The 22,190-nt window shown below is 71.0% G+C and carries 25 protein-coding genes and 1 tRNA gene; 8 read left to right on the forward strand and 18 right to left on the reverse strand.

What is annotated here, in order from left to right:
- Positions 1-20: 20 nt before the first annotated feature.
- From QM779_RS09330 to QM779_RS09340, 3 genes are read right to left on the reverse strand one after another with little or no spacing between them, the layout of a single operon-like run.
- Positions 21-1,532, reverse strand: a complete 1,512-nt coding sequence (locus tag QM779_RS09330; protein WP_428534479.1) for a sugar ABC transporter ATP-binding protein — start codon at positions 1,530-1,532, stop codon at positions 21-23.
- Between the two features lie 41 nt (positions 1,533-1,573).
- Positions 1,574-2,575 (reverse strand): substrate-binding domain-containing protein, encoded by a 1,002-nt coding sequence (locus QM779_RS09335; protein ID WP_428534481.1) that lies wholly within the window; start codon positions 2,573-2,575, stop codon positions 1,574-1,576.
- Positions 2,576-2,586: 11 nt separating this feature from the next.
- On the reverse strand, positions 2,587-3,642 hold the full coding sequence (locus QM779_RS09340; RefSeq protein ID WP_428534483.1) for an ABC transporter permease: 1,056 nt from the start codon (positions 3,640-3,642) through the stop codon (positions 2,587-2,589).
- Between the two features lie 111 nt (positions 3,643-3,753).
- On the opposite strand from QM779_RS09340, the gene QM779_RS09345 reads away from it, so the two are divergent.
- Together QM779_RS09345 and QM779_RS09350 are read left to right on the forward strand one after the other, a co-directional pair.
- Complete coding sequence (locus QM779_RS09345) at positions 3,754-4,743, forward strand: sugar-binding transcriptional regulator (RefSeq protein WP_428534485.1); 990 nt, start codon at positions 3,754-3,756, stop codon at positions 4,741-4,743.
- Positions 4,740-5,411, forward strand: coding sequence for a hypothetical protein (locus QM779_RS09350; RefSeq protein WP_428534487.1), 672 nt, complete (start codon positions 4,740-4,742; stop codon positions 5,409-5,411). The genes QM779_RS09345 and QM779_RS09350 overlap by 4 nt, the downstream gene beginning before the upstream one ends.
- Before the next feature lie 42 nt (positions 5,412-5,453).
- Here QM779_RS09350 and QM779_RS09355 read toward each other — a convergent pair whose 3' ends face one another.
- Positions 5,454-5,984 (reverse strand): GNAT family N-acetyltransferase, encoded by a 531-nt coding sequence (locus QM779_RS09355; RefSeq protein WP_428534489.1) that lies wholly within the window; start codon positions 5,982-5,984, stop codon positions 5,454-5,456.
- A gap of 56 nt (positions 5,985-6,040) precedes the next feature.
- Here QM779_RS09355 and QM779_RS09360 point away from each other — a divergent pair, with 56 nt between their 5' ends.
- Positions 6,041-6,787, forward strand: coding sequence for a YdcF family protein (locus QM779_RS09360; protein WP_428534491.1), 747 nt, complete (start codon positions 6,041-6,043; stop codon positions 6,785-6,787).
- Positions 6,788-6,819: 32 nt separating this feature from the next.
- Here the strand turns inward: QM779_RS09360 and QM779_RS09365 are convergent, their stop codons facing one another.
- The 3 genes from QM779_RS09365 to QM779_RS09375 form a co-directional block, all read right to left on the reverse strand.
- Positions 6,820-7,545 (reverse strand): hypothetical protein, encoded by a 726-nt coding sequence (locus QM779_RS09365; protein WP_428534493.1) that lies wholly within the window; start codon positions 7,543-7,545, stop codon positions 6,820-6,822.
- A 92-nt stretch (positions 7,546-7,637) separates the two neighbouring features.
- Positions 7,638-8,264: a GNAT family N-acetyltransferase gene (locus QM779_RS09370; RefSeq protein ID WP_428534495.1), complete on the reverse strand. Its 627-nt coding sequence runs from the start codon at positions 8,262-8,264 to the stop codon at positions 7,638-7,640.
- Between the two features lie 7 nt (positions 8,265-8,271).
- The gene (locus tag QM779_RS09375) at positions 8,272-9,552 is read right to left on the reverse strand and encodes a molybdopterin molybdotransferase MoeA (protein WP_428534497.1); all 1,281 of its coding nucleotides are present in this window, start codon (positions 9,550-9,552) and stop codon (positions 8,272-8,274) included.
- Between the two features lie 17 nt (positions 9,553-9,569).
- Here QM779_RS09375 and QM779_RS09380 point away from each other — a divergent pair, with 17 nt between their 5' ends.
- The 4 genes from QM779_RS09380 (at position 9,570) to mscL (ending at position 11,667) form a co-directional block, all read left to right on the forward strand.
- Positions 9,570-10,163: a 5-formyltetrahydrofolate cyclo-ligase gene (locus QM779_RS09380; RefSeq protein WP_428534499.1), complete on the forward strand. Its 594-nt coding sequence runs from the start codon at positions 9,570-9,572 to the stop codon at positions 10,161-10,163.
- A gap of 73 nt (positions 10,164-10,236) precedes the next feature.
- Positions 10,237-10,590, forward strand: coding sequence for an FmdB family zinc ribbon protein (locus QM779_RS09385; RefSeq protein ID WP_428534501.1), 354 nt, complete (start codon positions 10,237-10,239; stop codon positions 10,588-10,590).
- A 49-nt stretch (positions 10,591-10,639) separates the two neighbouring features.
- A complete protein-coding gene (gene cpaB, locus QM779_RS09390) occupies positions 10,640-11,251 on the forward strand; it encodes a Flp pilus assembly protein CpaB (RefSeq protein ID WP_428534503.1) in 612 nt (203 codons plus the stop codon).
- A 53-nt stretch (positions 11,252-11,304) separates the two neighbouring features.
- The gene (gene mscL / locus QM779_RS09395) at positions 11,305-11,667 is read left to right on the forward strand and encodes a large conductance mechanosensitive channel protein MscL (protein ID WP_428534505.1); all 363 of its coding nucleotides are present in this window, start codon (positions 11,305-11,307) and stop codon (positions 11,665-11,667) included.
- Positions 11,668-11,699: 32 nt separating this feature from the next.
- Here the strand turns inward: mscL and QM779_RS09400 are convergent, their stop codons facing one another.
- Both QM779_RS09400 and QM779_RS09405 read right to left on the reverse strand, forming a co-directional pair.
- A complete protein-coding gene (locus QM779_RS09400; RefSeq protein WP_428534507.1) occupies positions 11,700-12,062 on the reverse strand; it encodes a hypothetical protein in 363 nt (120 codons plus the stop codon).
- Complete coding sequence (locus QM779_RS09405) at positions 12,059-13,414, reverse strand: UTP--glucose-1-phosphate uridylyltransferase (protein ID WP_428534509.1); 1,356 nt, start codon at positions 13,412-13,414, stop codon at positions 12,059-12,061. The genes QM779_RS09400 and QM779_RS09405 overlap by 4 nt, the downstream gene beginning before the upstream one ends.
- A gap of 333 nt (positions 13,415-13,747) precedes the next feature.
- On the opposite strand from QM779_RS09405, the gene QM779_RS09410 reads away from it, so the two are divergent.
- Positions 13,748-13,823, forward strand: a tRNA-Arg gene (locus tag QM779_RS09410).
- A gap of 130 nt (positions 13,824-13,953) precedes the next feature.
- Here QM779_RS09410 and QM779_RS09415 read toward each other — a convergent pair.
- From QM779_RS09415 to QM779_RS09455, 9 genes are all read right to left on the reverse strand, one after another.
- Positions 13,954-14,607, reverse strand: coding sequence for a hypothetical protein (locus tag QM779_RS09415; protein WP_428534511.1), 654 nt, complete (start codon positions 14,605-14,607; stop codon positions 13,954-13,956).
- A 327-nt stretch (positions 14,608-14,934) separates the two neighbouring features.
- The gene (deoC, locus tag QM779_RS09420) at positions 14,935-15,684 is read right to left on the reverse strand and encodes a deoxyribose-phosphate aldolase (RefSeq protein WP_428534513.1); all 750 of its coding nucleotides are present in this window, start codon (positions 15,682-15,684) and stop codon (positions 14,935-14,937) included.
- A 109-nt stretch (positions 15,685-15,793) separates the two neighbouring features.
- Entirely contained in the window at positions 15,794-16,378 is a 585-nt protein-coding gene (locus QM779_RS09425) for a hypothetical protein (RefSeq protein WP_428534515.1), read from the reverse strand.
- Positions 16,375-17,664, reverse strand: coding sequence for a DUF58 domain-containing protein (locus QM779_RS09430; RefSeq protein ID WP_428534517.1), 1,290 nt, complete (start codon positions 17,662-17,664; stop codon positions 16,375-16,377). The genes QM779_RS09425 and QM779_RS09430 overlap by 4 nt, the downstream gene beginning before the upstream one ends.
- Positions 17,664-18,635 carry an AAA family ATPase gene (locus QM779_RS09435; protein ID WP_428534519.1) on the reverse strand — a complete coding sequence of 324 codons (972 nt, stop codon included), beginning with the start codon at positions 18,633-18,635 and terminating at the stop codon, positions 17,664-17,666. The genes QM779_RS09430 and QM779_RS09435 overlap by 1 nt, the downstream gene beginning before the upstream one ends.
- A complete protein-coding gene (locus QM779_RS09440; protein ID WP_428534521.1) occupies positions 18,632-19,096 on the reverse strand; it encodes a hypothetical protein in 465 nt (154 codons plus the stop codon). Before QM779_RS09440 ends, QM779_RS09435 begins: the two co-directional genes overlap by 4 nt.
- Positions 19,093-19,830, reverse strand: a complete 738-nt coding sequence (locus QM779_RS09445) for a DUF4129 domain-containing protein (RefSeq protein ID WP_428534523.1) — start codon at positions 19,828-19,830, stop codon at positions 19,093-19,095. The genes QM779_RS09440 and QM779_RS09445 overlap by 4 nt, the downstream gene beginning before the upstream one ends.
- 524 nt (positions 19,831-20,354) lie before the next feature.
- Positions 20,355-21,656, reverse strand: a complete 1,302-nt coding sequence (locus QM779_RS09450; RefSeq protein WP_428534525.1) for an NAD(P)H-dependent oxidoreductase — start codon at positions 21,654-21,656, stop codon at positions 20,355-20,357.
- A gap of 20 nt (positions 21,657-21,676) precedes the next feature.
- Complete coding sequence (locus QM779_RS09455; RefSeq protein WP_428534527.1) at positions 21,677-22,054, reverse strand: PTS glucitol/sorbitol transporter subunit IIA; 378 nt, start codon at positions 22,052-22,054, stop codon at positions 21,677-21,679.
- Positions 22,055-22,190: the final 136 nt, after the last annotated feature.

Here is a 22,190-nt window from a genome sequence, read left to right on the forward strand (position 1 = left end):
GTAGATGTCCCCTGGCGGGTTCACGCCGCTTCCCAGGCGCTGTGGCGCAACTCCTGCACGCTGAGGTCCGACGCACGAACGGCCTTGCCGTCGCAGGAGCCGAGGACGAAGGTGACGACGTCGTCCGAGACCTCGAGGATCTCCTCCTCCTCACTCGACACCATGATCACCGCCAGTCCCTCGGTGTGGGCGAGGGCGCGCAGCAACTGGTGGATCTCGGCCTTCACGCCGATGTCCACACCCTTGGTCGGCTCGTCCAGCAGCAGCACCCGGGGCTTCTGCGCGAGTGCCCGGGCCAGCAGCACCTTCTGCTGGTTGCCCCCGGAGAGGGTCACCACCGGCGCGTGGATGTTGCCACGGATGCCGAGCTGGGTGAGCAGGGAATGGGCCACCCTGTTCAGGCTTCCGTGGTCGAGCAGTCCGGCCCGCCGGTACTGCCCGACCACGGGGAGGACGACGTTGGTGATCGAGTCGAGACCGGGAATGATGCCGTCGATCTTCCTCTCCTCGGTCAGGTACACCACCCCGCGCGCCTGCGCGTCCGCCGGGCTGGTGGGGTGATAGGCCTCACCGAAGAGCGAGATGTCCCCCTGGCCGGTGGGCAGGACGCCGATCAGCGTCCGCAGCAACTCAGTGCGGCCCGAACCGACCAGACCGTAGATGCCCAGGATTCGGCCCTGGAACGCCTCCAGGTCGACACCGTTGAGTTCGTCGCTGCACAACCCGCGGACGGACAACGCCACCGTTCGCCCCTCGTCCGTCCGGGAATCGACGGCGGCTGCGGTGGGCACGGCGGCCTTGGAAGGGAGTTCAGAGCCGGCGATCGCCCGGATCACCTCGGCGCGGTTCACCCGCGCCGTGGGTCCCTTGATCTGCACCCTGCCGTTGACGAGCGCAACGACCTCATCGGAGATCGCGAACAACTCGTCCAGCTTGTGGTTGATGAACACGACCCCGAGCCCCTCGTCGGTGGCCAGCCCACGGACCAGCTTCAGCAGCGGCTCGACCTGTTCGCCCTCGAGGCTGGTCGTCGGCTCGTCGAGAAGAAGGAAGCGCGCGTTGCGCGAGGTGGCGATCGCGATCTCCATCAGTTGGCGGGTGGCCACCGGGTAGTCGCCCACCCGGCGGCCCGCCTCAGCCTCGATCCTGAAGCGGTCCATCAGCTGCTGCGCGGAGGACCGCATCGCCGCCTTGTCGAGGCGTCCGCCCCTGCGGAGTTCCCGACCCAGGAAGGCGTTCTCCGCGACCGTGAGGTTCGGGAGCAAGGACAGTTCCTGGTAGACGGTCGAGACACCGGCATCGATGGCCGCCGCAGGTGAGTGGAAGGAGACCCGCTCGTCCCCGAGGGCCAGTTCGCCGCCGTCGGGCTGGTAGGCGCCCGAGAGCACCTTGAGCAGCGTCGACTTGCCCGCCCCGTTGTGGCCCACCAGCCCCACCACCTTGCCGGCGGTGATGGTCAGGTCGACCCCGTCGAGAGCGGGAACACCCGCGAAGACCTTGCGAATCCCTGTTGCGCGCAGCACCTCAGCCACGACGCACACCTCCTTGGCTCACCTGCGACGGCCTGCGATGTTCAGCCGACGAACCCGGCGCCGGGGGTCTCCGGCTTCAGGAACAGCTTCAGCGGACGCAGGATCTCGGCCTCCACGCTCGCTCCGCCCTTCCACTGGCTGATCTGCTGGACGACACGGCGCCCGTAGTCCTCCGGCTCCTGAGCGACGCAAGCGGGGTAGGAATCCGTCAGCTTCTCCTCCGCTGCGCAGAACCCGTACACCTTCACATCCATGCCCTGGGTGGCCTGGATCGCGCCATAGGCGGCGGGCCCGGTCGAGGCGAAGATCACGTTGATCTCCGGGTGCCCCTGCATCATCTCCGAGGTCACCTTCAGCGAGTCATCGGGCTTGACGTTGCCGTCGACCTTGGCGACGACCTTCGCGTTCGGGTTGGAGCTGATCCCCTCCGTGAAGCCCTCGTCGCGGATGACGACCGGACGCTCGTCGGGCTCGGTCACGAAGCCGATGTTGAGCTTCGCGTCGGCCCCGAGGTCCTTGAGCACCTGCTCTGCGGTCTGGGTGCCGCCGGCCTTGTTGTCGGCGCCGAGATACTGCATGATCGTCGCCCCTTGGGCCTTCAGCGCGTCCTCGTCGACGATCACGTTCACCGTGAAGACCGGGACCCCGGCGTCGTTGGCTGCCTTGACAATCGCTGCCGCGGGCTCTGACTTCACCGGGTTGAGGGCGAGCGCGCACGGCTTCTTCTGCAGCATCGCCTGCACCTGGGCGAGTTGGTTCGCATCGTCGTCGTTGGCGATCTGCACCTCGACCTTGAACCCGGCCGATGCGCCCTCCTGCTCGAAGCCCTGCTTCATGGCCACGTAGTAGGGGTTGGTCAAGTTGGGCAGCGCAACAGCGAGATAGGGCTGTGAGTCGGAACACGAGGCCGGCTTGGCCGCGGCAGCGGCTGAGCCACTCGCCTGAGTGCTACTGCCAGTGCCGGTGTTGAGACCGCCGCAGCCGGCGAGCATGGTCGACATCGCCGCGACTCCCACGACGGTGAACGTCTTCCAGTTGAGCATCCTTGCTTCTCCTAACGGGTTGAATCACTCGGGACGACTCCCGGGCTCTCAATGGGCGGGGGTACTTCAGCCGCCGACGCCGGTGGAGGCGGGGCGGAGGTCGAGAAGAGCTTGCGAATCCCCTCAGCGAGGGTGATGCGTCGCCGCATCGCGTCGAGGCTCACGCCGAGCAGGATGATCACGCCGATCACCAGGGGCTGCCAGAAGCTGTCGACGCCCACGACGTTCATGCCGTTGGACACCGTCGCGATCAGGATCGCGCCGAGCAGCGCACCCAGGATTGTGCCGACGCCACCGAACAGGCTCACCCCGCCGACGACGGCGGAGGCGATGCTGTAGAACTGCTCGTTGCCTGAGCCGGCGGTGGGATAGCCCACCATCAGCCGGCTCGTGGTGATCACACCCCCGATGCCCGCGCAAACTCCCGAGATGGCATAGACGGTGAGGATCTGGCGTCCGATGTTCACCCCGGCGAGACGGCTCGCGTCCGCATTTCCCCCGACCGCGTAGATGTGCACGCCCGTGGGCGTCTGCGTGAGGATCACGATGAAGATGGCGGCTGCGATCGCCAGCATGATCACGGGGATGGGTACCCCGTACAGCGAGCCGCGTCCGAAGATCGCGAACATCGGGTCGGCCACGGTCACCGACTTGGCGCCGGTCACGATCTGCGGGATCGCCGCGGAGATGCCGTACGTCGAGAACGTCACGATGAACGGCGGCAGCTTGACGAAGTGGATGATGCTTCCGTTGAACAGGCCGACCAGGAGACCCACCACGACGGCGACGATGCCCGCCAGCCACCATGACGCACCCATCTGCATCGAGATCGCGGCGAGCATCCCCGTGAGGGCGATGTTGGAGCCGACCGACAGGTCGATACCGCCGGTGAGGAGCACGAAGGTCTGGCCCAAGGCGAGGAATGCCACCACGGTGCCGTTGAGCATCAGGACCTGAACGTTGCCCAAGGTCATGAACTCCGGGGAGAGCAGGGACATCACCAGTGCCACCAGGACGAGCACCCCGAAGATGCCCATCTCCTCCGGCAACCGACGCCGCTTCGCCATCACCACTCCTCCACCTCGAGGTCTCCAACGCGTTCGAACCTAGGTGAACCCGGACGATCCTTGCAACATCTGTTGCTTTCTCGTGACCAGATCGTGTTCAATAGTGCTCAAATGAGCACTATGAGTCGCAGTCAACGAGCCCGATCCCGGCAGATGCTGGAAATTGCGCGGCGGTACTACCTCAACGACGAGTCGATGGTCTCGATCAGCGACCAGCTCGGCGTCAGCCGCTTCAAGGTCGCGCGGCTGCTGAAAGAAGCACGCGAGACCGGGCTCGTCCGCATCACTCTCGACACGGGTGGCGCCGAGGACGCCGACCTTGCTGCTCGGTTGTCCGAGCACCTCGGGCTCCAGGCCGCGATCGTCGTCGATGCCTTCGGAACAATCGAAGAAGTTCGTCACCGGATCGGGATCGCGGCGGGAGCGCACCTGCAGCGCACACTGAAGGCCGGCGAGACCCTCGGCCTCACGTGGGGCCGCACCCTCACCCACATGATCGAGAGCCTCGAGTCGCTGCCGAACGTGCAGGTGCTGCAACTGACGGGCCACGTGGGGTCGAACCTGCGCGAGAGCCCCATCGAGCTGGCGCGCAAGGCCTCCTTGATCGGAGGCAACAATGCGAAGGCGATCATGGCGCCCCTGTACGTCGACAACCTGCAGGCGGCGCAGGCACTGCGCGACCAACCGGACATCAAGGAGGTCTTCGACCTCTTCGACACGGTCACCACCGCAATCGCTGCCGTCGGCAGCTTCCGGCCCGCCTCGGACGGCGGGATCAACTCCCAGTTCCTGCCACTGCTTCCGCCCCCACTCCAAGAGCGACTGCTCGCCACGGGAGCCATCGCGGAGGTGTGCGGGTTGCCGTTCCGCTCCGACGGCTCCCTCGCCGACCCCGAGCTGACCGGCCACATCTTCTCGATCTCGGCCGAGCAACTGCGCCGGATCCCGAGGGTGATCGCCATCGCGTCGGACCCCAGCAAGGCGGAGGCCATCCTGGCGCTGTGGCGGGCAGACCTGATCTCCGAACTCGTCGTGGACGCCGATCTGGCCGAGACCCTCCTCTCGCTTCCTGCTGTGGCCGAGGTTGCGCCGCCCCGATGAGGATCGCCGGTTCGCTCTGGTCCGTGCCCGCCGACGAACAGTCCCGGGCTCTCGCCACGACGGTCGCGGCCGGCCTCCCCGTCGTGCACTGGGACGCCACCGACGGACGGTTCGCCGCGCCCGGCGGATTCACCGCACCGGAGGCTGTGGCCCTGCTCGCTCATTCACCTGCGGTGCTGTCCGAGGCTCACCTGATGATGCACGACCCGGGCCGTGACCTCGCTGGTTGGGCCGAGTTCTGCTCGACCATTGTCGTGCCGTTCGAGAGCGCTCGCGCGGCGCGGACGGTGGACAGGATCGCCGCCCTCGGAGTGACACCGGCACTTGCCCTCTCGCTGGGGACACCCCTGGGCCAGGTGCCGGCAGACCTCCCGGTGCTGCTGATGGCGATCACCCCCGGCGAGGCCGGCTCCCCCTTCGACGACGCCGTGCTGGCCCGCGTGCGCACACTCGCCGAGCGTGGACGCAACCCGCTCATCGGCGTCGACGGTGGCGTGACCACCGGCTGTTTCCCCGCTCTGGCCGCGGCAGGCGCCACCTGGCTGGTCAGCGGCACTGGCCTGTTCACCGCACCCGATCCCGCTGCCTGGCTCGCACAGTGCCGCAGGACGTTCGATCGCACACCTGCGCGAGCAGGGCGGCACGACGTGAACCAGGAAACGGAGTGAGCCCGAAGATCGCCGTCGCCTACGCCGCGGTCCACAGCCCGATCAGGGAGTGACCCAGATCTGGAGGCGGCCGGTCTCGGAGGGGGTGCGGGGGTCGAACTCGTCCACGCGGACGAGGTGGTAGCCGAGGCGCTGGGGGACGGCGGCGCTGCGGGCGTTGCCCTCGTCGGTGTGGATCTCCACCCGTTCGATCTCGGGGAGGCCGAGCGCGACAGCGGTGAGCACGCCCGCCAGCTCGGTCGCGAGGCCGCGTCCGGTGTGGGACGCCGCCAGCCAGTAGCCGATCTCCAGCCCGTCCGGCCCGACCCTGCGGTGCAGGCTGAACCCGCCCACCACCGGACCGTCGTCGGTCTCCCTGAACGCGTAGAGGTAGGCGAGGTGTCCCGCCCAGTCGGACGGGGCCGCGCCGATCCGCTCCGCGCGGTAGTCAGGGTCCGCGCCCCACGGGATGAACGCGCTCAGGTGGTCGGCATTCGCCGCTGCGGCCTCGATGAACTCCGCCACGTCGTCCTCGCGGACCCGGAGCAGCAGACCACGGGCGGCGTCGATGCGATCGGGCGGAGCGGTGGGCACGACCCCATCCAACGGTCGCGCGAGGACGCGCGCAACCCCCGGCCTATCGTGGAGGCGTGCAGCGCGTGCGACGACCGGCCCGGCCCGCGGCCCGCGTCGTCCTCGCGACGGCGGGCCTCGTCCTCACCGCGAACGCGGTCTGGCTGGCCTTCACCGCGAACCTGACGGTCGGCACGGCGGCGACCGCGCTGGCAGGACTCGGCCTCCTCGCCTGGGCACGCTGGCTGCCCCGGCGGCGCTGGCTGAACGTTGTCGGCGTCGTCCTGGTCGCCGCCGTCGCGGGTTCCGCCGCACTCCTCACCTCGGCCGGCACCCACGACACCGCCACGGGGGAGGAGGACGCCGTGATCGTCCTCGGGGCGGCCGTCCACGGCGATGAGCTGTCCCGGACGCTGGCCTCCCGACTCGACGCGGCCCTCGCCTACCACCAGCGCAACCCCGGCGCCGTGATCGTGGTCACCGGCGGCCAGGGGGCGCAGGAGAACCTGCCGGAGGCGGACGCGATGCAGGCCTACCTCCTCGCCCGGGGCATTCCGTCCGAGGACATCCTCGTGGAGGACCGGGCCACGTCCACCGTGGAGAACTTCGCCTTCTCGAAGGCGCTGCTGGACGCGCGGCTGCCCTCCGGGTACCGAGTGGTGTTCGTGACCGACGAGTTCCACGTGTTCCGGGCTGGTGGCCTCGCCGCTGCGGCGGGGCTGGACGCCACGCACGTCAGCAGCCGGACCCCCTGGTACTTCTGGCCCGCCAACTACCTCCGCGAGGAACTGGCTGTCGCCGCCTCGTGGCTGGGCATCGGGTAGGCAACCGACGCCGTGGTTCCGGGCGCCAGCGGTCAGCCCGCGTCCTCCTGCGCGTCCGGCTCTGCCGTGGGCGGCTCGATCGGGTCCGCCGTGACCGGAATCCGCCCGGGCGTGGGCACCGGTGCGGAGAGGTCGATGGTGCGGACGGTGCGCGGGGCCAGCGGCTTCGACACGTAGGTGGGACGCGTGATCGGGATCGGGTCCCACAGCGAGACCGCCTGCGCCACGGGGACGCTCAACTCGATGGAGTGCTCGTGCTCCGCGACGTCCTCTGCGGTGAGCGTGATCGCGACCGTCTCCTCGTCGGGACACTCCCGGATCGCCCCGGCCCGCCGGGCCAGGTCCGCCCGCATCGTACGGACGCTGAACCGCGCCACGACGAGGAAGGCCACGATCAGACCGGCAGGGATCAACGCTCCCCACCACGCCCCGATCCGGAAGATCGCCAGACCGCCGACGATCACCTGCGCGAGCAGCAGGAAGATCAGCACCCGACGCCGGCGCTGGGCGGCCTGGAGGTCGCGCAGGTGCAGCTCGCGCAGCTGGGCGCGCCGCGTGAGCGGGGTCGAGACCGTCGCCGCGCCGGGGTCGGCCTCCGCCAGGGACGTGCCGCTGCGCACGATGGTCACCGCGGGCGTGAACGGGACGTCGGCCGGCGACTCCTCCTGGAGGTCACCCCGTCGGTGCAGGAAGTACGGCACCAGGTACACCAACCAGGCGGCAGCGATGCCTGCGAAGACCAACCCGGTGAGACCCACACCCGAACGCTATTGGCCGGGTGGCCGCTCCGGGCCGACCACCGGCGGAGTGTCGGCGATTGGCGGACGGATGGGCCGCAACGACGCGACCGTCAGCGCCCGAGGGGACGGAGGGTGGCCTCGTAGCGGGCCAGCACACCCCCGGGCACTTCCTCCGGGGTGAGCACGACCACGTCGTGGTCGCGCCACGCCCCGTCAACGTGCATGTAGCGCGCGCGGCGTCCCTCGTAGCGGAAGCCGAGTTTGCGGACGACGGCCAGGCTGTTCGTGTTCTCCGGACGGATGGCGACCTCGACGCGGTGCAGCCCTGCCCCGGTGAAGCAGTAGTCGGTGGCCATCGCGACCGCCGTCGGGATGATGCCGCGACCCGCCCACGAGGGATCGATCCAGTAACCGACCTGCGCCCAGCACGCCGAGCCGCGGGTGATGCCCGACACCGTCACCTGCCCGACGAAGCGCGCCCTGCCGCCCTCCGGGGTGAACTCGACGGCCCACGGCAGCATCTGGCCGCGCCGGGCGCGCTGCGAGAAGCTCGTCACGAGTTGGGCGAACGTCTGCCCCGGCTCGGGCGACTCGGGGGGCCTGGTGGAGTCCCAGGGCCGGAACCATGCCGTCGACTGCCTCCGGATCCTCGCCCAGTCCACCTCGTCCCTGCGCCGCAGGGGACGCAGTGCCACCGGCCCGTGGCTCAGTCGCACCGGCCAGAACGCCGCAGGCATCCGGACGCTAGTCCAGCAGCCAGCAGGTGACGTCGCCGTGCGCAGCGATCGTCTCCGTCCCCGCGGGGACGACGATCACAGCGTTGGCCTGCGCCAGCTCGACGGTTCCCGGTTCACGGGCGGGCAGAGGGACGACGCCCCGCGACGTGTGCAGGCCCAGCACCAGGCGGGTGCGCTCCGGATCGGGGTCCAGCGGGGCGGCGACGGGCGCCTCCGCTGCGTCCGGCCCAGCCACCTCGAGGCCGGCGAGCCGCTGCACGAGCGGCCGGCCGAGCAGCAGGTACGCCAGGTAGGCGGGGACGGCGCCGGCGGGCAGCACGAGGACGGGGGCACGGTCCTCCCCCAGCAGGGCGAACACCTGGCGCCCGGGGAGTGCGTCCACCTCTGTGACGTCGACGGTGCCCTCCGCGCCGAGCGCCTCGACGAGCGCATCGGTCGCGTCGGTGACGACGAGAACGAGGTCCGCCCGGACCAGTTGCTCAGTGAGCGTGGCGACCAGCGCCGCCGGCTCGGACGCCACGACCCCCGCGGTGAACACCTGGGCGCCGTCGTGGCGGGCACTCGCGGCGAGCAACGTCGTGCACCCGTCGTAGGTCTCGGTCAGCCGCGTGAGCGGCAGGCCCGGCTCCACCAGCGAGCTGTCGGCGGTGATCACGACCACGCGGGGACGCGGCCGCGCGAGCACCTTGTCGTGACCGACCTCGGCGATCAGGCCCAGCACGCGCGGGGTCAGGTCGGTGCCGGCGGCGACCAGCTGGTCACCGTCGGAGATCCGCGTCCCGGCGAGCAGCATGTTCTGCTGGAACCGCGCCTCGGCGACGAACTGCACCTCGTCGCCGGCGGCCAACCCGTCGGCCAGCGGCACGACGGCGTCCGCACCCTCCGGGATCGGCGAGCCGGCCGACACCCGCACCGCGGTGCCCTTGGTCAGCGGGGTGCCGCGGTAGCCGTCCGCGCCGATCTCGTCGACAACCGGCAGCACGACCGGCAGCCTGGTGCTCGCGCCGACCAAGTTGGACGCCCGCACGGCCCAGCCGTCGGTGGTGGCCGCGGTGAAGGTGGGCAGGTCGAGGTCGGCGACGATCGACTCGCACAGCGTGAGGCCGGCCGCGTCGAGCAGGCCGATGCCGAACGGACGCAGGCTGCTCACGTGGCGCAGCAGCAGCTCACGGTGCGCCGTGAGGCTGCGCCGCGCAGCCTCGGGCGGACCGGCCAGCCAGCGCGGTTCCGGCGCTGCGACCACGGCCTCGGGCTGCGCTTCTTCCTTGGCACGGGCGAAGAGGGGCATGCGCTTACGATAAGTCAATGACCTCCGCAGGCCCGGAAGGCCAGCCGCACGCGCGCCGATCCAAGGCCGAGTTGCGCCGACGGCTCCGGGCGGCCAGGGCTGGGCGTCCCCCCTCCCCCGACGCCACCGACCGGATCACGCAGCGGGTCCTCGCGGTCATCGGGGAGGCAGCAGTGGTCGCCGCCTACGCCTCCGTCCCCGGCGAGCCCGACACGACGGCCCTGCTGGAAGCGCTGTGGCGCGGGGGCACCCGCGTCCTGCTGCCCGTGCTGCGCCATCAGCCCGACTGGGCCTGGTACGACGGGCCGGGCAGCCTCTCCCCCGGACCCCGCGGCATTCCGGCGCCGGGGGGGCCGTCGCTCGGTCCTGCCGCTCTGGGCGAGGCGCGTGTGGTGCTGCTGCCGGGGCTCGCCGGCACGCCGGACGGACGACGGCTGGGCACCGGCGGCGGCTGGTACGACCGGGCGCTGGCGTGGGCGGCCCCGGACGCGACGCTGGCGTTGGTGTTGTTCGACGACGAGGTGCGGGCAGACGTCCCGACCGACCCGTGGGACCGCAACGTCCACCTCGTGGTCACCGAACGGCGCCTGCTGGACGCGCGCGCGGAATAGTAGCCGCGATTTCGGGGTTGTGCAGGAGGCTGGGTAGAATCCGGCCGAACCGAGCGATCCGCAGGAAGAGAACATGCCCACCTACCAGTACCGCTGCACGGCCTGCAACACGGAATTGGAGGTCGTCCAGAAGTTCACCGACGACCCGCTCACCGAATGCCCCGAGTGCGACGGCAATCTGCGCAAGGTTTTCAACGCGGTCGGCGTGGTGTTCAAGGGATCCGGCTTCTACGCCACCGACAACCGCAGCAAGGGCAAGGCGGCGGCCGCCCGGTCGGGCGACTCGGGTCCTGCGAAGTCGGAGGGCGGTTCGGCGGCGAAGAGCGAGGGTTCAGGCTCCTCCAGCGACACCTCCTCATCATCGAAGGTGTCCACCCCGACGTCGTCCTCCGGGTCGTCATCCACAGGGGCGTCCAGCGCGGCCTGAGCCTGTGGACGACTGACCGATCGCGGCGCCGCCTGCCGAAGATGCAGGCGTGCACCTCTTCGATTCCCTGCGCCGAGCGTTTCGCTGGCGCCGCCGCACCTTCGCGGCCGTTCTCGCCGGCCTGGCCGTCCTCGCCGGGCTGAACGCCGTCACCGCCCGCTCGGGCGACGGCGTCCCTGTCATCGTCGCGGCCCGCACGGTCGCCGCGGGCTCGACCCTGGCCGCCTCCGATCTCGTCGTGGCGACCATGCCGGTCGAACTGGTGCCGGAGGGCGCCCCGGCCGACCCCTCGTCCCTGGTCGGGCGGACGGTGGTGGTCGAAGTGCCGGCGCGGGCCGTCGTGACCCCGTCCCTCCTGCTCGGCGACCCCAGCCAGGTCGGGGTGGGGAAGGTCGCGCTCCCGGTCCGGTTCGGGGAGGCGGCGAGCGTCGCCCTGCTCCGGCCCGGTGTCCGGCTGGACGTCCTCGGCGCGGCCGAAGGGGGCGCGGGCTTCGGCGTGGTGGCCTCCGACGTCCGGGTGGTCGCCGTCGCGTCCGCGGCCGGCGGAGGACCGCTCGACAACCAGGACTCGCCGGTCATCCTGCTGGAGGTGAGCCCGGACGAAGCGTCCCGGGTCGCCGCGTCCGCCTCTGTCTCAGCACTGAGTTTCGCGTTGAGGTGACGGGGTGTTCGCCTATGGTCGAAGCCCGAGTCGCCATCGTGAGGAGAAATCAAGTGCAGGGTTTCAAGGAGTTCCTGATGCGCGGGAACCTGATCGATCTCGCCGTCGCCTTCATTCTCGGTGCATCGTTCGGGAGCGTGGTGACGGCGTTCACCAAGATCATCATGGACATCATCGGCCTGATCGGCGGCAACCCCGACTTCAGCACGGTGGCGATCGGACCGATCAACGTGGGGACCTTCCTCACCGCGCTGGTCTCGTTCGTGATCATGTCGGCGATCCTCTACTTCGGCGTGGTGCGGCCGTACGAGACGATCAAGAGGCTGACCGAGAAGCCGAAGGCGGACGAGCCGGGGGCACCGACGTCCGAGGAGCTGCTCGCCGAGATCCGCGACCTGCTGGCGAACAAGCAGTAGGACGCGCGCCCCCGAGGCGGGAGGACGACCGCTCACCCGACGTGGTGCGGCGGCACCTCCCGCATCAGGCGCTGTTCGTCGGCGTTGAGTGTGCGTCGGGTGGACGGTGCGCGGGTCTCCAGCGCGGTCAGGCCGAGGGTGGAACGCGCGGCCCCGAGAGCCGCGGCGAGTTGCGCCGCGCCGCAGCCGGCGCGCAGGCCGGCGGGGACGGGGTGGGGCCACGCGCGTTCAGCCCGCGCCTCGGCCCGGGCGTGTTCGGCGATCCGTTCTACGGGCCAGCCCGAGCGGGCGAGGTCGTCGACGAGCGCGGCGACGTCCGGGCGCCCGGGCTCCGGGAGCGCGAGTTCGACCCCGGTGAGCGCCCAGGCGAGGGCGGCGTGCCAGCGTGCGGTCACCGGTAGTGCTGCGGCTCGCCGGCGTCGGGCAGGTCGACGCTCCCGCTGACGCCGGCGGGCGCGTCGAAGTACCACTCCCCGCGGACCCGCAACGACTCGGCGTTGCGCAGCGAGGGGACGACGGTGACGAGCCGTTCGAAGTCGTCGATCAGCTTGTAGTCGGGGCCGAGGTCGACCTCGGGGATCCGGCCGACCGTGCTGCGGAGGCGTCCGTCGGCGCCGAGGTCGAACACGTCCGAGCGCAGCAGCAACAACTCGTTGGTGGTCTTCACCGGCAGGAAGCGGTCGCGTCCGACGGCGATCGCCGTCGCGCCCGGGAACACCTCGATGGCCGCGCCCATCGCGCTCTCGAGCTGGATCACCTTCGGCGTGGTGGGGTCGGAGGGGTCGACGGTCTTCTCGTTGCGGATCAGCGGCAGGCCGAGCACGCCGTGGCGGGCCACGAGGATGTCGCGGACCTGGACGAGGTCGAGCCACAGGTTGTTGGCGTGGAAATAGGGGTGGCGGTGCTCGTCGGTGAAGTAGTGCATCTCCTCGGGCGCGGTCTGGGCGGTGTCGCGCAGGATCAGCTGCCCGTCCGAGATCCGGATCGCCAGGTGCCCGCCCTTGCGGTCGTTGACGGTGCGGGGGCACACCTCGGCGGCGTAGGGGGCGCCGGAGGCGGCGAACCAGCCGGCGAGGGTGGCGTTGGGGGCGGCGCCGAGGTTGTCGCCGTTGGCGACGGAGGCGTACCGGAAGCCGGCGGCGATCAGGGCGTCGATGAGGCCGGTCCCCCACAGCGCGGGGTACAGGTCACCGTGGCCGGGCGGGCACCACTCCAGGGTGGGGTCGTCGGGCCAGGCGACCGGGCTGAGGTCGTCGGCGAGGATCTTCGGCTCGGCGTTCTGGAGGAAGTCGAGGGGAAGACCGTCGACGGCGAGGTCGGGGTGACCGGCCAGGTGCGCGAGGGTGTCGTCGCGGGTGCGGAAGCTGTCCATGAACACCAGCGGCAGCCGGGCGTCGTAGCGGCGGCGGGCGTCGAGGACCTGGGCGACGATGAGGTCGAGGAAGGTGCGTCCGTCTCTCACGGGGAGGAGGGTCTTGGCCGCCTCCAGGCCCATGGACGTGCCGAGGCCGCCGTTGAGCTTGATCATCACGGTCTGCTGGATGGCGGCGCGGGCGTCCGCCTCGTCGACGTGGAGCTGGTCGAGCTGCGGGGGGTCGAGGAGCGGGCGGATCGTGTCCTCGGCGATGATGCCGGTGGCGCCGGAGGCACACAGCTGCCAGTAGTGCCGGAAGTTGTCGATCGCCGCCTGGTTGATGTCGGCTGCGCGCATCTTGTCCAGGCACTGTTCCAGGGCGGTCTCGCTCATGGGCCTGATGCTAGTGGCAGCGCGTGCGGGCGTCCGATCGGGCCTGTTTTCGACGCGGAGCCGATCGGCGCGAGGACCGGCCGCAGCGTCGTGGGGAGAATAGGTGAGAGTGACGCACCTCGAAGGGCTAGAAGCCGTCTACCCACCCCCAGGAGACAACATCGCGTGCGTCACTCTCGGTACATGACTGTATCCGACACCGCAGGCAAAGCAAACTCAAACGCCGAGATTCCCAGCCGGTTCACAGAGTCTTCACGGGCTCGCCGGGTCCCGCCGCCCGGGTCCGGGAGGCAGCACCGAGGCGCTAGGCTGGTGTGGCCCCGCAGGGGTGCGGGCCCCATAGCTCAGGGGATAGAGCAGAGGTTTCCTAAACCTTGTGTCGCAAGTTCGAATCTTGCTGGGGTCGCCATCGGCTGTCGACACGATTAGTCGCTCTGACAAGCACGAATGCGGTCCTCCGACCCCCGACGTGATCTGCCACATCGCCTGGACGTGTCGGGCTTCGAGGATGAGCGTTGCGACCGCCACCCCGGCAGCACTCAGGGCAGGTACCACTCAACCAGCGCGACCGGCTTGCCCTCCACCGTGTACACGGTGAATGGGGTCCAGTAGTCCTGACCCATCTCCTTGGTGCGAGCGGCCTCAGCCTTCAGGTAGGTCGGCAGCTGCGCAACAGGGAGCTGGTGTGGACCGTCGCCGGGCATCACGAGGACGAGTAGGTCGCCCGACGTGACGGTTTCCCACTTCACCTGAGGGTTCAGCCAGATCGGCACGTCTCTGCCGTCAGACCACTTCGGGTTCCACTTCAACCGGTCGAACGAGAAGGTCACCGCCTTCGAAGCGGCGCCGTCGGGGTGGTAGGTGGCGCTGCGCACGATCGCGCTGAACGACTCCTTCACCGGCTTCCCGAGCAGATCGCTGACCAGCCTCCATCGGGAGACATCAGCATCCCGGGTCTGCTGACCGGCGGAACGATCCCCCACATCGTCCGAGGTCCACCCCGTCGGCTCGACGGTCGGCTCCTCGGAAGGCTCGACGGTCGGCTCCTCGGAAGGCTCATCAGCCGGGTCTCCGAAGGTGGTCACGGTGACAGTTGGTGCGGGAACGGGCGGCAACGCGCCGGCCGGCGGGGTGATCGCGCAACCCGTGAGGACGAGGAGTGCGCCGATGATGGCGATGGGGCGGATGTTCACAGGTGTCCTCGATGCTGGTGGAGCCGGGACCAGCTTTCCGTATTTCGAGTCGCGCTGAGGGCGAATCGCAGGACGCGTCGATTCTCGGTCCGCGACGGCCTGTTCGGTGTCAGTCGGTGGTGGTTATCAGGCCTCGGACAGGGCAGCCGCCAGGTGGGTGTCAGTCGGTGGTCGTTGTGAGGCCACCCGCGGCTCTCACAACGACCACGGACTGACACGCACTCGGGACGGCACCGCGAGCCTGGGTCATAACCACCATCAACTGACACGAACGTAGTGAACAAGCCGACACCTGCCGGGTGATCGGCCACGGCCCCGACACTGCCGTCAGTAGCCGCCGGGCGCCGAGGCTCCGGCAGCGCCGGACTCGATGCCTAGGACCACCGGGGTGGACCGGTAGCCGATTCCCATGCGGTCGATGCCGGCGTCGATGAGGCGCAGGAAATGGGCGCGGTCGCGGATGGAGCCGGAGCCCTTGACGGCGCAGCGGCCGGCGGCACACTCGATCATGAACGCGACCATCTCGTCGAAGGCGCCGGTCCGGTCGTGCTGGTTCGTCCCGGTGTAGAAGCCGGTGGAGGTCTTGATGAAGTCGGCACCGGCGGCGATCGCGGCCTCGGCCACCGCTGCGATCTGGTCGTAACTGAGCGCGTCGGTCTCGAAGATCACCTTCACCACCACGCCGGCCTCGTGGCACGGCTCGATGACCGCGCGCAGGTCGTCCTCGACCCTTGCCAGCTCTCCGCCCCGCACCCAGCCGTAGTTCGCGACGACGTCGAGTTCCTGGATGCCTGCGGCCAGGGCGATCCTCGTCTGAGCGACCTTCGACTCGGTGCTCGAACAACCGAACGGGAAGTCGACCACCACGCACACTCCCGTGCCGGTCCCCGCGCAGAGAGGGGCGGCGATCTCGATCGACGCCGGATTGATGCACACCGTCCTGCAGCCGTAGCCGATCGCGGCCTCGACCTCACGGCGCACGTCGCTCGGGGTGAAGTCGGGCTTCAGGATCGAGTGGTCGATGTAGGCGGCGAGTTCCGGCACCGACATCTCTGCGGCGGCCTTGGTGGGTTTCATGGGGTCCTCTCCTCTGATCCACCACCAGCGTGCACCGTTGTGAACCGAACACGGGCGGAAACGGTGCACGTCGGGCCGGGTGCCGGCTCGCTGGCAACGGGGACGCGAATCACCGGCGGCGGGCGAACACCAGCCCGGCGAGGACGACCAGCGCCACTCCCCCGATCAGCACGAGAACCGACGATGGTCGCCCGGCCAGCTCGAACGCGAGCGCACCGACCACGAGCGTTCCGCCCACCAGCACCAGTCCGCGCGGCACCCCGCGAGCGAGCGCGGCCACCTCGACGCGCGCCGGGAGCGCGACCCGCTCCGCCCACCACGCAAGCCGGATGCCCACCCACACCAACGGGACCAGCCCGAACACCACCGGGTCGAACGGGCCGTACCCGTCCGCCGCGACCAGCAGGCCCGTGACGACCGTGGCGGTGCACGCGGCCGTCATCGAGGGCCACAGCGCCATCACCACGACGCCGACAACGACCAGCACCCCCGCCAACCAGTCCGCCACGCCGCTGCGCTGCGTCGCGATCACCAGGCAGCCGCCCGTGGCCACGACCGCACCGGCCCGGAGCACCCAGCCGGGGACCGTCGGTCCGAGGTCGACACCGATCCGTGGCAGCGGGCGCTCGCTGAAGTCGGGAAGGTCGCGCAGCAGCGGCAGTTCGGCCCTCGCCAGGCGCAGCCACGTCCTCATCGCCAGTCCCGCTTCCGCGCGGCGACGCGCGCCAGCGCCTCCAGGCTCGCCGCCGACCGCAGCCGCCCCGACCCCGCCCAGGACACGATCGGCACACCCTCCCGCGCGAGGCGGTCGAGGCGCATCTGCCGCTCCATCCGCACGATCCGCCACGCGATCGCCAAGTGCGGCTCGGTCACCGGACGGACGTCCGGCAGCGTGTCCACCACCACCACTTGGTGCCCGAGGCTCCGCCACGTCCGGACGAGCTGGGCCGCGGCGTCGTCCAGCACGGTGCTGAACAGGTACACCAACGTGTCCCCCGGCACCTGGGGCGGACGCACCCGCGCGCTCGGCTGCCCCACCGGGTGCGCCAGCGCCAGCCCGTGCAGCACCCGGCGCAGGTGCCTTCGACCGGTCGCGGGTGGCACCGGACGCGATTCCCGGGCCATGTCGATCAGTCCGACCCGGTCGCCGTGCTCGACCAGGGCCCTCGCCACGCTCGCCGCCGCGTGCCGGGCGAGGTCGAGCGACGTCGCCTCGTCCACCCGCTGCTCGCTGTAGCCGCGCCACGTCCGCACGTCCGGGCCCACGTCGTCGCGCGAGTCGACGACCAGCATCACCGCCGCCTCGGCGTCCGCGAACGTCCGCCTCACGTAGAGCGTGGCCAGGTCGGGTGACCGTCGCGCGGTCGCGCGCCAGTCGATGCGGCGCAGCCGGTCGCCCGGCTGGAAGGGGTGGACGTCCCTCAGCTCGTTCCCGTCGCCGAACCGGCGCGACACCCGCGGCCCGGTGACGCCGCGCAGCGAGCGCGGGACCGGGACGCCCCCCAGCCGCATCGACGAGGGCAGCACCAGCCGGCGGGCACCGCCGACGGCCAGCGGGTCGTGCTCCCATACGCCCTCGTACGCGCGCACATCCACGACCGCGGTCTCCTGCGGACCCGTGCGCACCGACGCCAGCCGGAGCCGGAACGAGCGTCCGCCCTCGCCGGCGGTCCGGGCGACGAACTCCGTGGGGCGGTGACCCGCCGCCGACGCCCGGGCGTGGACGAGCTCACCGCCCCGCACCTGCACCGTCGACTCGATCACGCCCGCGGCCTCGCCCACGGCGGCCTCCTCCGCGAGGGTGAGCCGCTCCCCTGGTGGCCGGGTCCGGCCGAGCACCGTCGCCAGCAGCGCGGGGACGCCGAGCAGCGCCACGTCCGCCCTGCCGAACAGCAGGCCGGCGATCAGCAGGACGACGCCGGCGACGACCGCCGCGTCGTGCAATCCGCCGTCCCGCCACGCGGGTCCGCCACGGGCCATCAGGCCTGCCGCACGGTCGCCGGGCCCGGCACGTGCGCGAGCAGCTCGTTGACCACGTCCTCCGCGCGCCGCCCGGACGCCCACGACGTCGCGGTGAGCGTCAGGCGGTGGGAGAGGACGGGGACGGCGACGCGCTTCACGTCCTCGGGAAGGACCAGGTCGCGTCCCTCGAGTACGGCCACCGCGCGGGCCAGCAGGACCAGGTTCTGCGAGCCCCGCGGGGACGCGCCGACCTCCAGGGCGGGGTGGCTGCGGGTCGCGGCGGCGAGGTCGACGCAGTAGGCGAGGACGTCGGGGTCGACGGCCAGCGCCTCCACCCCGGCCTGCATCGCGCGGACCGTGGCGGCGTCCACCACCTGCCCGACCGGCGCGGCCTCCTGCCTGCGGGCGATCCGCCGGGCGAGCACCTCCTGCTCGTCGACCCTTCCCGGGTAGCCGACGGCCAGCCGCACCATGAACCGGTCGAGCTGGGCCTCCGGCAACGGGTAGGTGCCCTCGTACTCGACCGGGTTGGACGTGGCGACGACGTGGAAGGGCAGGGCGAGCGGACGGCTCGTCCCCTCGACCGTCACTTGGCGCTCTGCCATCGCCTCCAGCAGCGCGGACTGGGTCTTGGGCGCCGTGCGGTTGATCTCGTCGGCCAGGAAGAGCCCGGTGAACACCGGCCCCGGACGGAAGGTGAAGTCGGCGCGCTGCGGGTCCCACACGCTGGAGCCGGTGATGTCGCTCGGCAGCAGGTCCGGCGTGCACTGCAGCCGGGCGAAGTCGAGGCCGAGCGCGGTGGCCAGGCTGCGCGCCGCGAGGGTCTTCCCCGTCCCCGGCACGTCCTCGAACAGCACGTGGCCGCCCGCGAGGATCGTCGCCAGCGCGAGCTCGAGCGGCTCCCGCATGCCGACGACCGCCGTCCCGACCTCGCGCAGGATCTCGGAGCCGACGCGCGCGACCTCGGCGACGGGAAGGGTGTCGGTCATCGGGTGTTCCTCTCGTCGGGGAGCCGGTCGATCGCGTCGAGCCAGGCCTGAAGGGTTCGTGCGGTGGGTGGTTGCCCGGACGCGAGGCCGGAGACCGTGCGCTCGCCGAGCAGCCGGGTGGCGTCCGCCGGGTCCGCGTCGGCGCCGGCCAGGTCGAGCCGAGCGTCGGCGAGCTCCTGCACCCGGCGGACGACGTGGGGGCGGACGCGCCGGTCCTGGCCGAACACCTGCCAGCCGAGGTCGCTGACGCCGCTGCGTCCGCCGGCCCGGCTGGCGTAGGGGCGGTCGGGCCACTCCTCCTGCGACACCTCGGTCCGTCCGGCGGACAGCACGACGGCGGCGATCCCCGCGCAGCCGAGCAGGACGGCGTGCGTGGCGTCCAGCACGCCGCCCGCACCGAGGAGCGCGCACACGGCCGCGATCGCGAGCGCGCGGCCGAGGACGGCCCGGGAGTGCGTCACGACTGCTCCCCGGTGTCGCCGGCCTCGGCGGGCTGCGCGGCGTGGGCATCGAGGGCCTCGGCGATGCGGGACAGGGCCACGCGGGCGCGGCGGACGTCGTCGGCCGCCACCGGGCGGGACGTGAACCGGGCGCGGTGGTAGAGGCCGCGCAGGACGGCGACCGCGTCCGCCGGTGCCGGGGTGCGGGCGAGCAACTCGGAGGCGAACTCGGTGGCGGTCTGGGCGGGCGCGCGTCCGGCGCCCTGGAGGGTCGCCTCGTCCTCGAGGGCGACCCAGGCGGCGATGACGGCGTCACCGGGGGCGACGGCTCCGGCGAGGTGCGCGTCCGCCCGGGCAACGGCGGTGGCGAGCGAGGCGATGTCGACCTCGGCCACCTCGCCGAGCACGTCGCTGCCCTCGAGACGGTCGGTGTCGACCGCGTCGTCGTCGGGTTGCCACGCGTCGCGCAGGCGCCGGACGAGCCACGCCACGCCGAGCACGAGCAGCGCCACGGCGACCACGATGGCGAGGACCAGCAGCACCTTCTCGAGCAGCTCCGCGTCCGGCAGGTCCCGCTCGGGCGCCTCCTGCGGCGCGATCGTCATCTGTGGGACGTCACTGGCCGGGCGATCGGGGCTGGTGAAACGCGGCAGGGTCAACGTGACCACCCAGGGCGTGGCCGAGGCCGCGCCGAGCACGACCAGCACGATCGCTGCGACGACGCCGACCCGGATCGTCGTCGCGCTCGGCCTCACCGTCCCATTCTCGCCCACTGCCGCAAGCCGCACCGCCCGCCCGTGAATCCGACCGGCGGTGGCTGAAGGGACAGCTCACTCCGGGCCGTTAACGGCGATCTCCGCGTCCGACTGTGCCTGCTGCCGCGAGATCCCGGCCTTCGCCGGGATGACAGGGGGGCGGTGTCATCCCGGCGTGACCCGGGACCTCCGGAAGGGCACCCGTCCGCACGTGAGTGCGAGATCCCGGCCCCCGCCGGAATGACAGGGGGGCGGTGTCATCCCGGGCGTGACCCGGGATCTCCGGAAGGGCACCTGTCCGCACGCGAGTACGAGAACCCGGCCCCCGCCGGAATGACAGGGTGGCGGTGTCATCCCGGGCGTGACCCGGGATCTCCGGAAGGGCACCTGTCCGCACGTGAGTGCGAGAACCCGGCCCCCACCGGGATGACAGGAAAGCGGCACGTCAGGAACCGTCCCCCATCGTGCCGGGGGAACGTTGGGCACGGTTCCTAACGTGCCAGGGACGCGGGACGGGACCCGGGCTACAGGACGCCGGTGCGCAGCAGCGAGTCCTGAAGGCGCCGCATCGCGACCAGCGGACGGGTCTCGTCGACCTCGACGTCGTCGTAGGTCACGACCGCGCCGGCCGGCAGGTCGCGCTTCAGGACGCAGCCGCCGACCAGGCCGACCGGGATCGCGTTCAGCGCGCGGGCCTCGTCGGCGTCGATCGCCCAGCCGCGGACGTGGTGGCCGCCCATGCCCTCCAGCGTGATTCCGGCCGTCAGGTCGAACTTCGTCCGCGCTGACACCTCCGTCCGCCACACCTTCGCCTGGAAGTCCGCCCGCCGGTCGAGCACGGCCTCGCCGATCGACAGGTGGGCCTCGATGGACGCCAGGTGGTAGGGCCGGAAGATCGCGTAGTACGGGCCCTTGCCGAGCTTCAGGAAGTCGAGTTCCTCGGTGACCACCGTGTTCTCGGACCGAACCACGGCGAAGATGCCGGGCGACACGTCCCCCTCGACGGTGTACTCCACCGCCGGGTAGGACGTCAGGATCCCGCCGTCCTCGACAGGCACCAGCTTGGTGGCGAGTTCGTCGATGCTGCACGAAGGGCCGTGCATGCCGGCGACGTCGACCGGGATCCCGGTCGCGTTGGACAGCGCCGCCATCTCCAGTTGCGTCTTGGTGCCGTCGGTGAACTCGCACAGGATGCGCGGGTTCATGTTCTTGGCGAGCGCCTCCTCCAGGACGTCCTCGATCACGTCGGTCGGGCGGTTGGGGTTGTTCTTCCCCTTGCCGGTCGCGATCACCGTCAGGCCGAGGTCGCGCGCGTACTCGACCAGCTTCAGGCACTCGGACGGCTCGTCGCCGCGGCAGATCGTGTAGACCTGACTCCCCGCGTTGGCCACCCGCGACAGCAGCAGGCCGACGGTCACGTCCGCCTCCACCGTCATCAGCGCCACGTCCTTGGAGTTCAGCAGGGACGCGAGTGCGATCTGCGCCGCGATCTCCGGCAGCCCCGACACCTCCAGCACCACGTCGACCGGCAGGTCCGGCACCTTCAGCCCGTCGTCGATCACGACCGGACGGCCGGCCTCGATCAGCGCGGCCACCTTCGCCAGGTCCTTCTCGACCACCGCCGGGGTCTGCCTGCCCGCGTTGGCGTAGGCCTCCACCGCCCGGTCGACGGCGATCTCGGCCACGACCGAGACCTCCATGCCCTCGGCCCGCTCGATCGTGGCGATCAGGCCCCTGCCCATCTGGCCGGCACCGACGACGCCCACCCGCACCGGACGCCCGACCTGCTTCTGCCGCTCCAGCAACCGCTCCGCGTAGCTCACCATGTCCGTCTTCCTCTCTCTCGTCAGGCCTGGCCGCCGCGGCGGATCTCGACCCGCTGCCCGACCTCGGGCTGCGGCAGCGTCCCGACCGCCTTGACCGCACCGGGCAGCAGGTCGGCCTCGCCGACGTTCAGGTAGAGGACGATGTGGCCGAGCTTCTCGAAGTTCTCGTTGGCCAGCGACCCGACCTCGGTGATCGTGACCATGCTCTCGGCCAGCCAGAACTCGTCACCGGCCTCGACGCCGACGAAGTCACCCTCCGGGCCCGAGTGGACGAGGCTCACCTCGGCCAGCGCGTCCGGCACGGGCCGTCCGAACAGGATGTACACCCCCGCATCGAACAGCTCGGCGGCATCGGGGCCGACATGGACGACGGTGGACCGCCAGATGGGCTCGGACACAACGATTTCCTTTCGTGCGGCTGCTGCCGGAGCGGCGGCGGAGGGCGGGCCCCCGACCTGGACCGGTGTGGACGGCATCAGTAACTCCCTTGAACTGATCCAGCTGCAAGCTTCTGCAATATAGTGCAAATGCATC

Origin of the sequence: Propionicimonas sp. (assembly GCF_049840635.1) — a bacterium.
In the GTDB taxonomy this organism is placed as follows: domain Bacteria; phylum Actinomycetota; class Actinomycetes; order Propionibacteriales; family Propionibacteriaceae; genus Propionicimonas.

What these genes read in the sequence shown, in the direction of transcription:
- QM779_RS09425 (WP_428534515.1), bottom strand. Translation starts at nt 16,378, where the DNA reads ATGAGGACGTGGCTGCGCCTGGCGAGGGCCGAACTGCCGCTGCTGCGC.
- QM779_RS09385 (WP_428534501.1), top strand. Translation starts at nt 10,237, where the DNA reads ATGCCCACCTACCAGTACCGCTGCACGGCCTGCAACACGGAATTGGAG.
- QM779_RS09335 (WP_428534481.1), bottom strand. Translation starts at nt 2,575, where the DNA reads ATGCTCAACTGGAAGACGTTCACCGTCGTGGGAGTCGCGGCGATGTCG.
- QM779_RS09430 (WP_428534517.1), bottom strand. Translation starts at nt 17,664, where the DNA reads ATGGCCCGTGGCGGACCCGCGTGGCGGGACGGCGGATTGCACGACGCG.
- QM779_RS09370 (WP_428534495.1), bottom strand. Translation starts at nt 8,264, where the DNA reads ATGCCTGCGGCGTTCTGGCCGGTGCGACTGAGCCACGGGCCGGTGGCA.
- QM779_RS09435 (WP_428534519.1), bottom strand. Translation starts at nt 18,635, where the DNA reads ATGACCGACACCCTTCCCGTCGCCGAGGTCGCGCGCGTCGGCTCCGAG.
- deoC (WP_428534513.1), bottom strand. Translation starts at nt 15,684, where the DNA reads ATGAAACCCACCAAGGCCGCCGCAGAGATGTCGGTGCCGGAACTCGCC.
- QM779_RS09350 (WP_428534487.1), top strand. Translation starts at nt 4,740, where the DNA reads ATGAGGATCGCCGGTTCGCTCTGGTCCGTGCCCGCCGACGAACAGTCC.
- QM779_RS09340 (WP_428534483.1), bottom strand. Translation starts at nt 3,642, where the DNA reads ATGGCGAAGCGGCGTCGGTTGCCGGAGGAGATGGGCATCTTCGGGGTG.
- QM779_RS09405 (WP_428534509.1), bottom strand. Translation starts at nt 13,414, where the DNA reads ATGAGCGAGACCGCCCTGGAACAGTGCCTGGACAAGATGCGCGCAGCC.
- QM779_RS09450 (WP_428534525.1), bottom strand. Translation starts at nt 21,656, where the DNA reads ATGGTGAGCTACGCGGAGCGGTTGCTGGAGCGGCAGAAGCAGGTCGGG.
- QM779_RS09375 (WP_428534497.1), bottom strand. Translation starts at nt 9,552, where the DNA reads ATGCCCCTCTTCGCCCGTGCCAAGGAAGAAGCGCAGCCCGAGGCCGTG.
- QM779_RS09345 (WP_428534485.1), top strand. Translation starts at nt 3,754, where the DNA reads ATGAGCACTATGAGTCGCAGTCAACGAGCCCGATCCCGGCAGATGCTG.
- QM779_RS09380 (WP_428534499.1), top strand. Translation starts at nt 9,570, where the DNA reads ATGACCTCCGCAGGCCCGGAAGGCCAGCCGCACGCGCGCCGATCCAAG.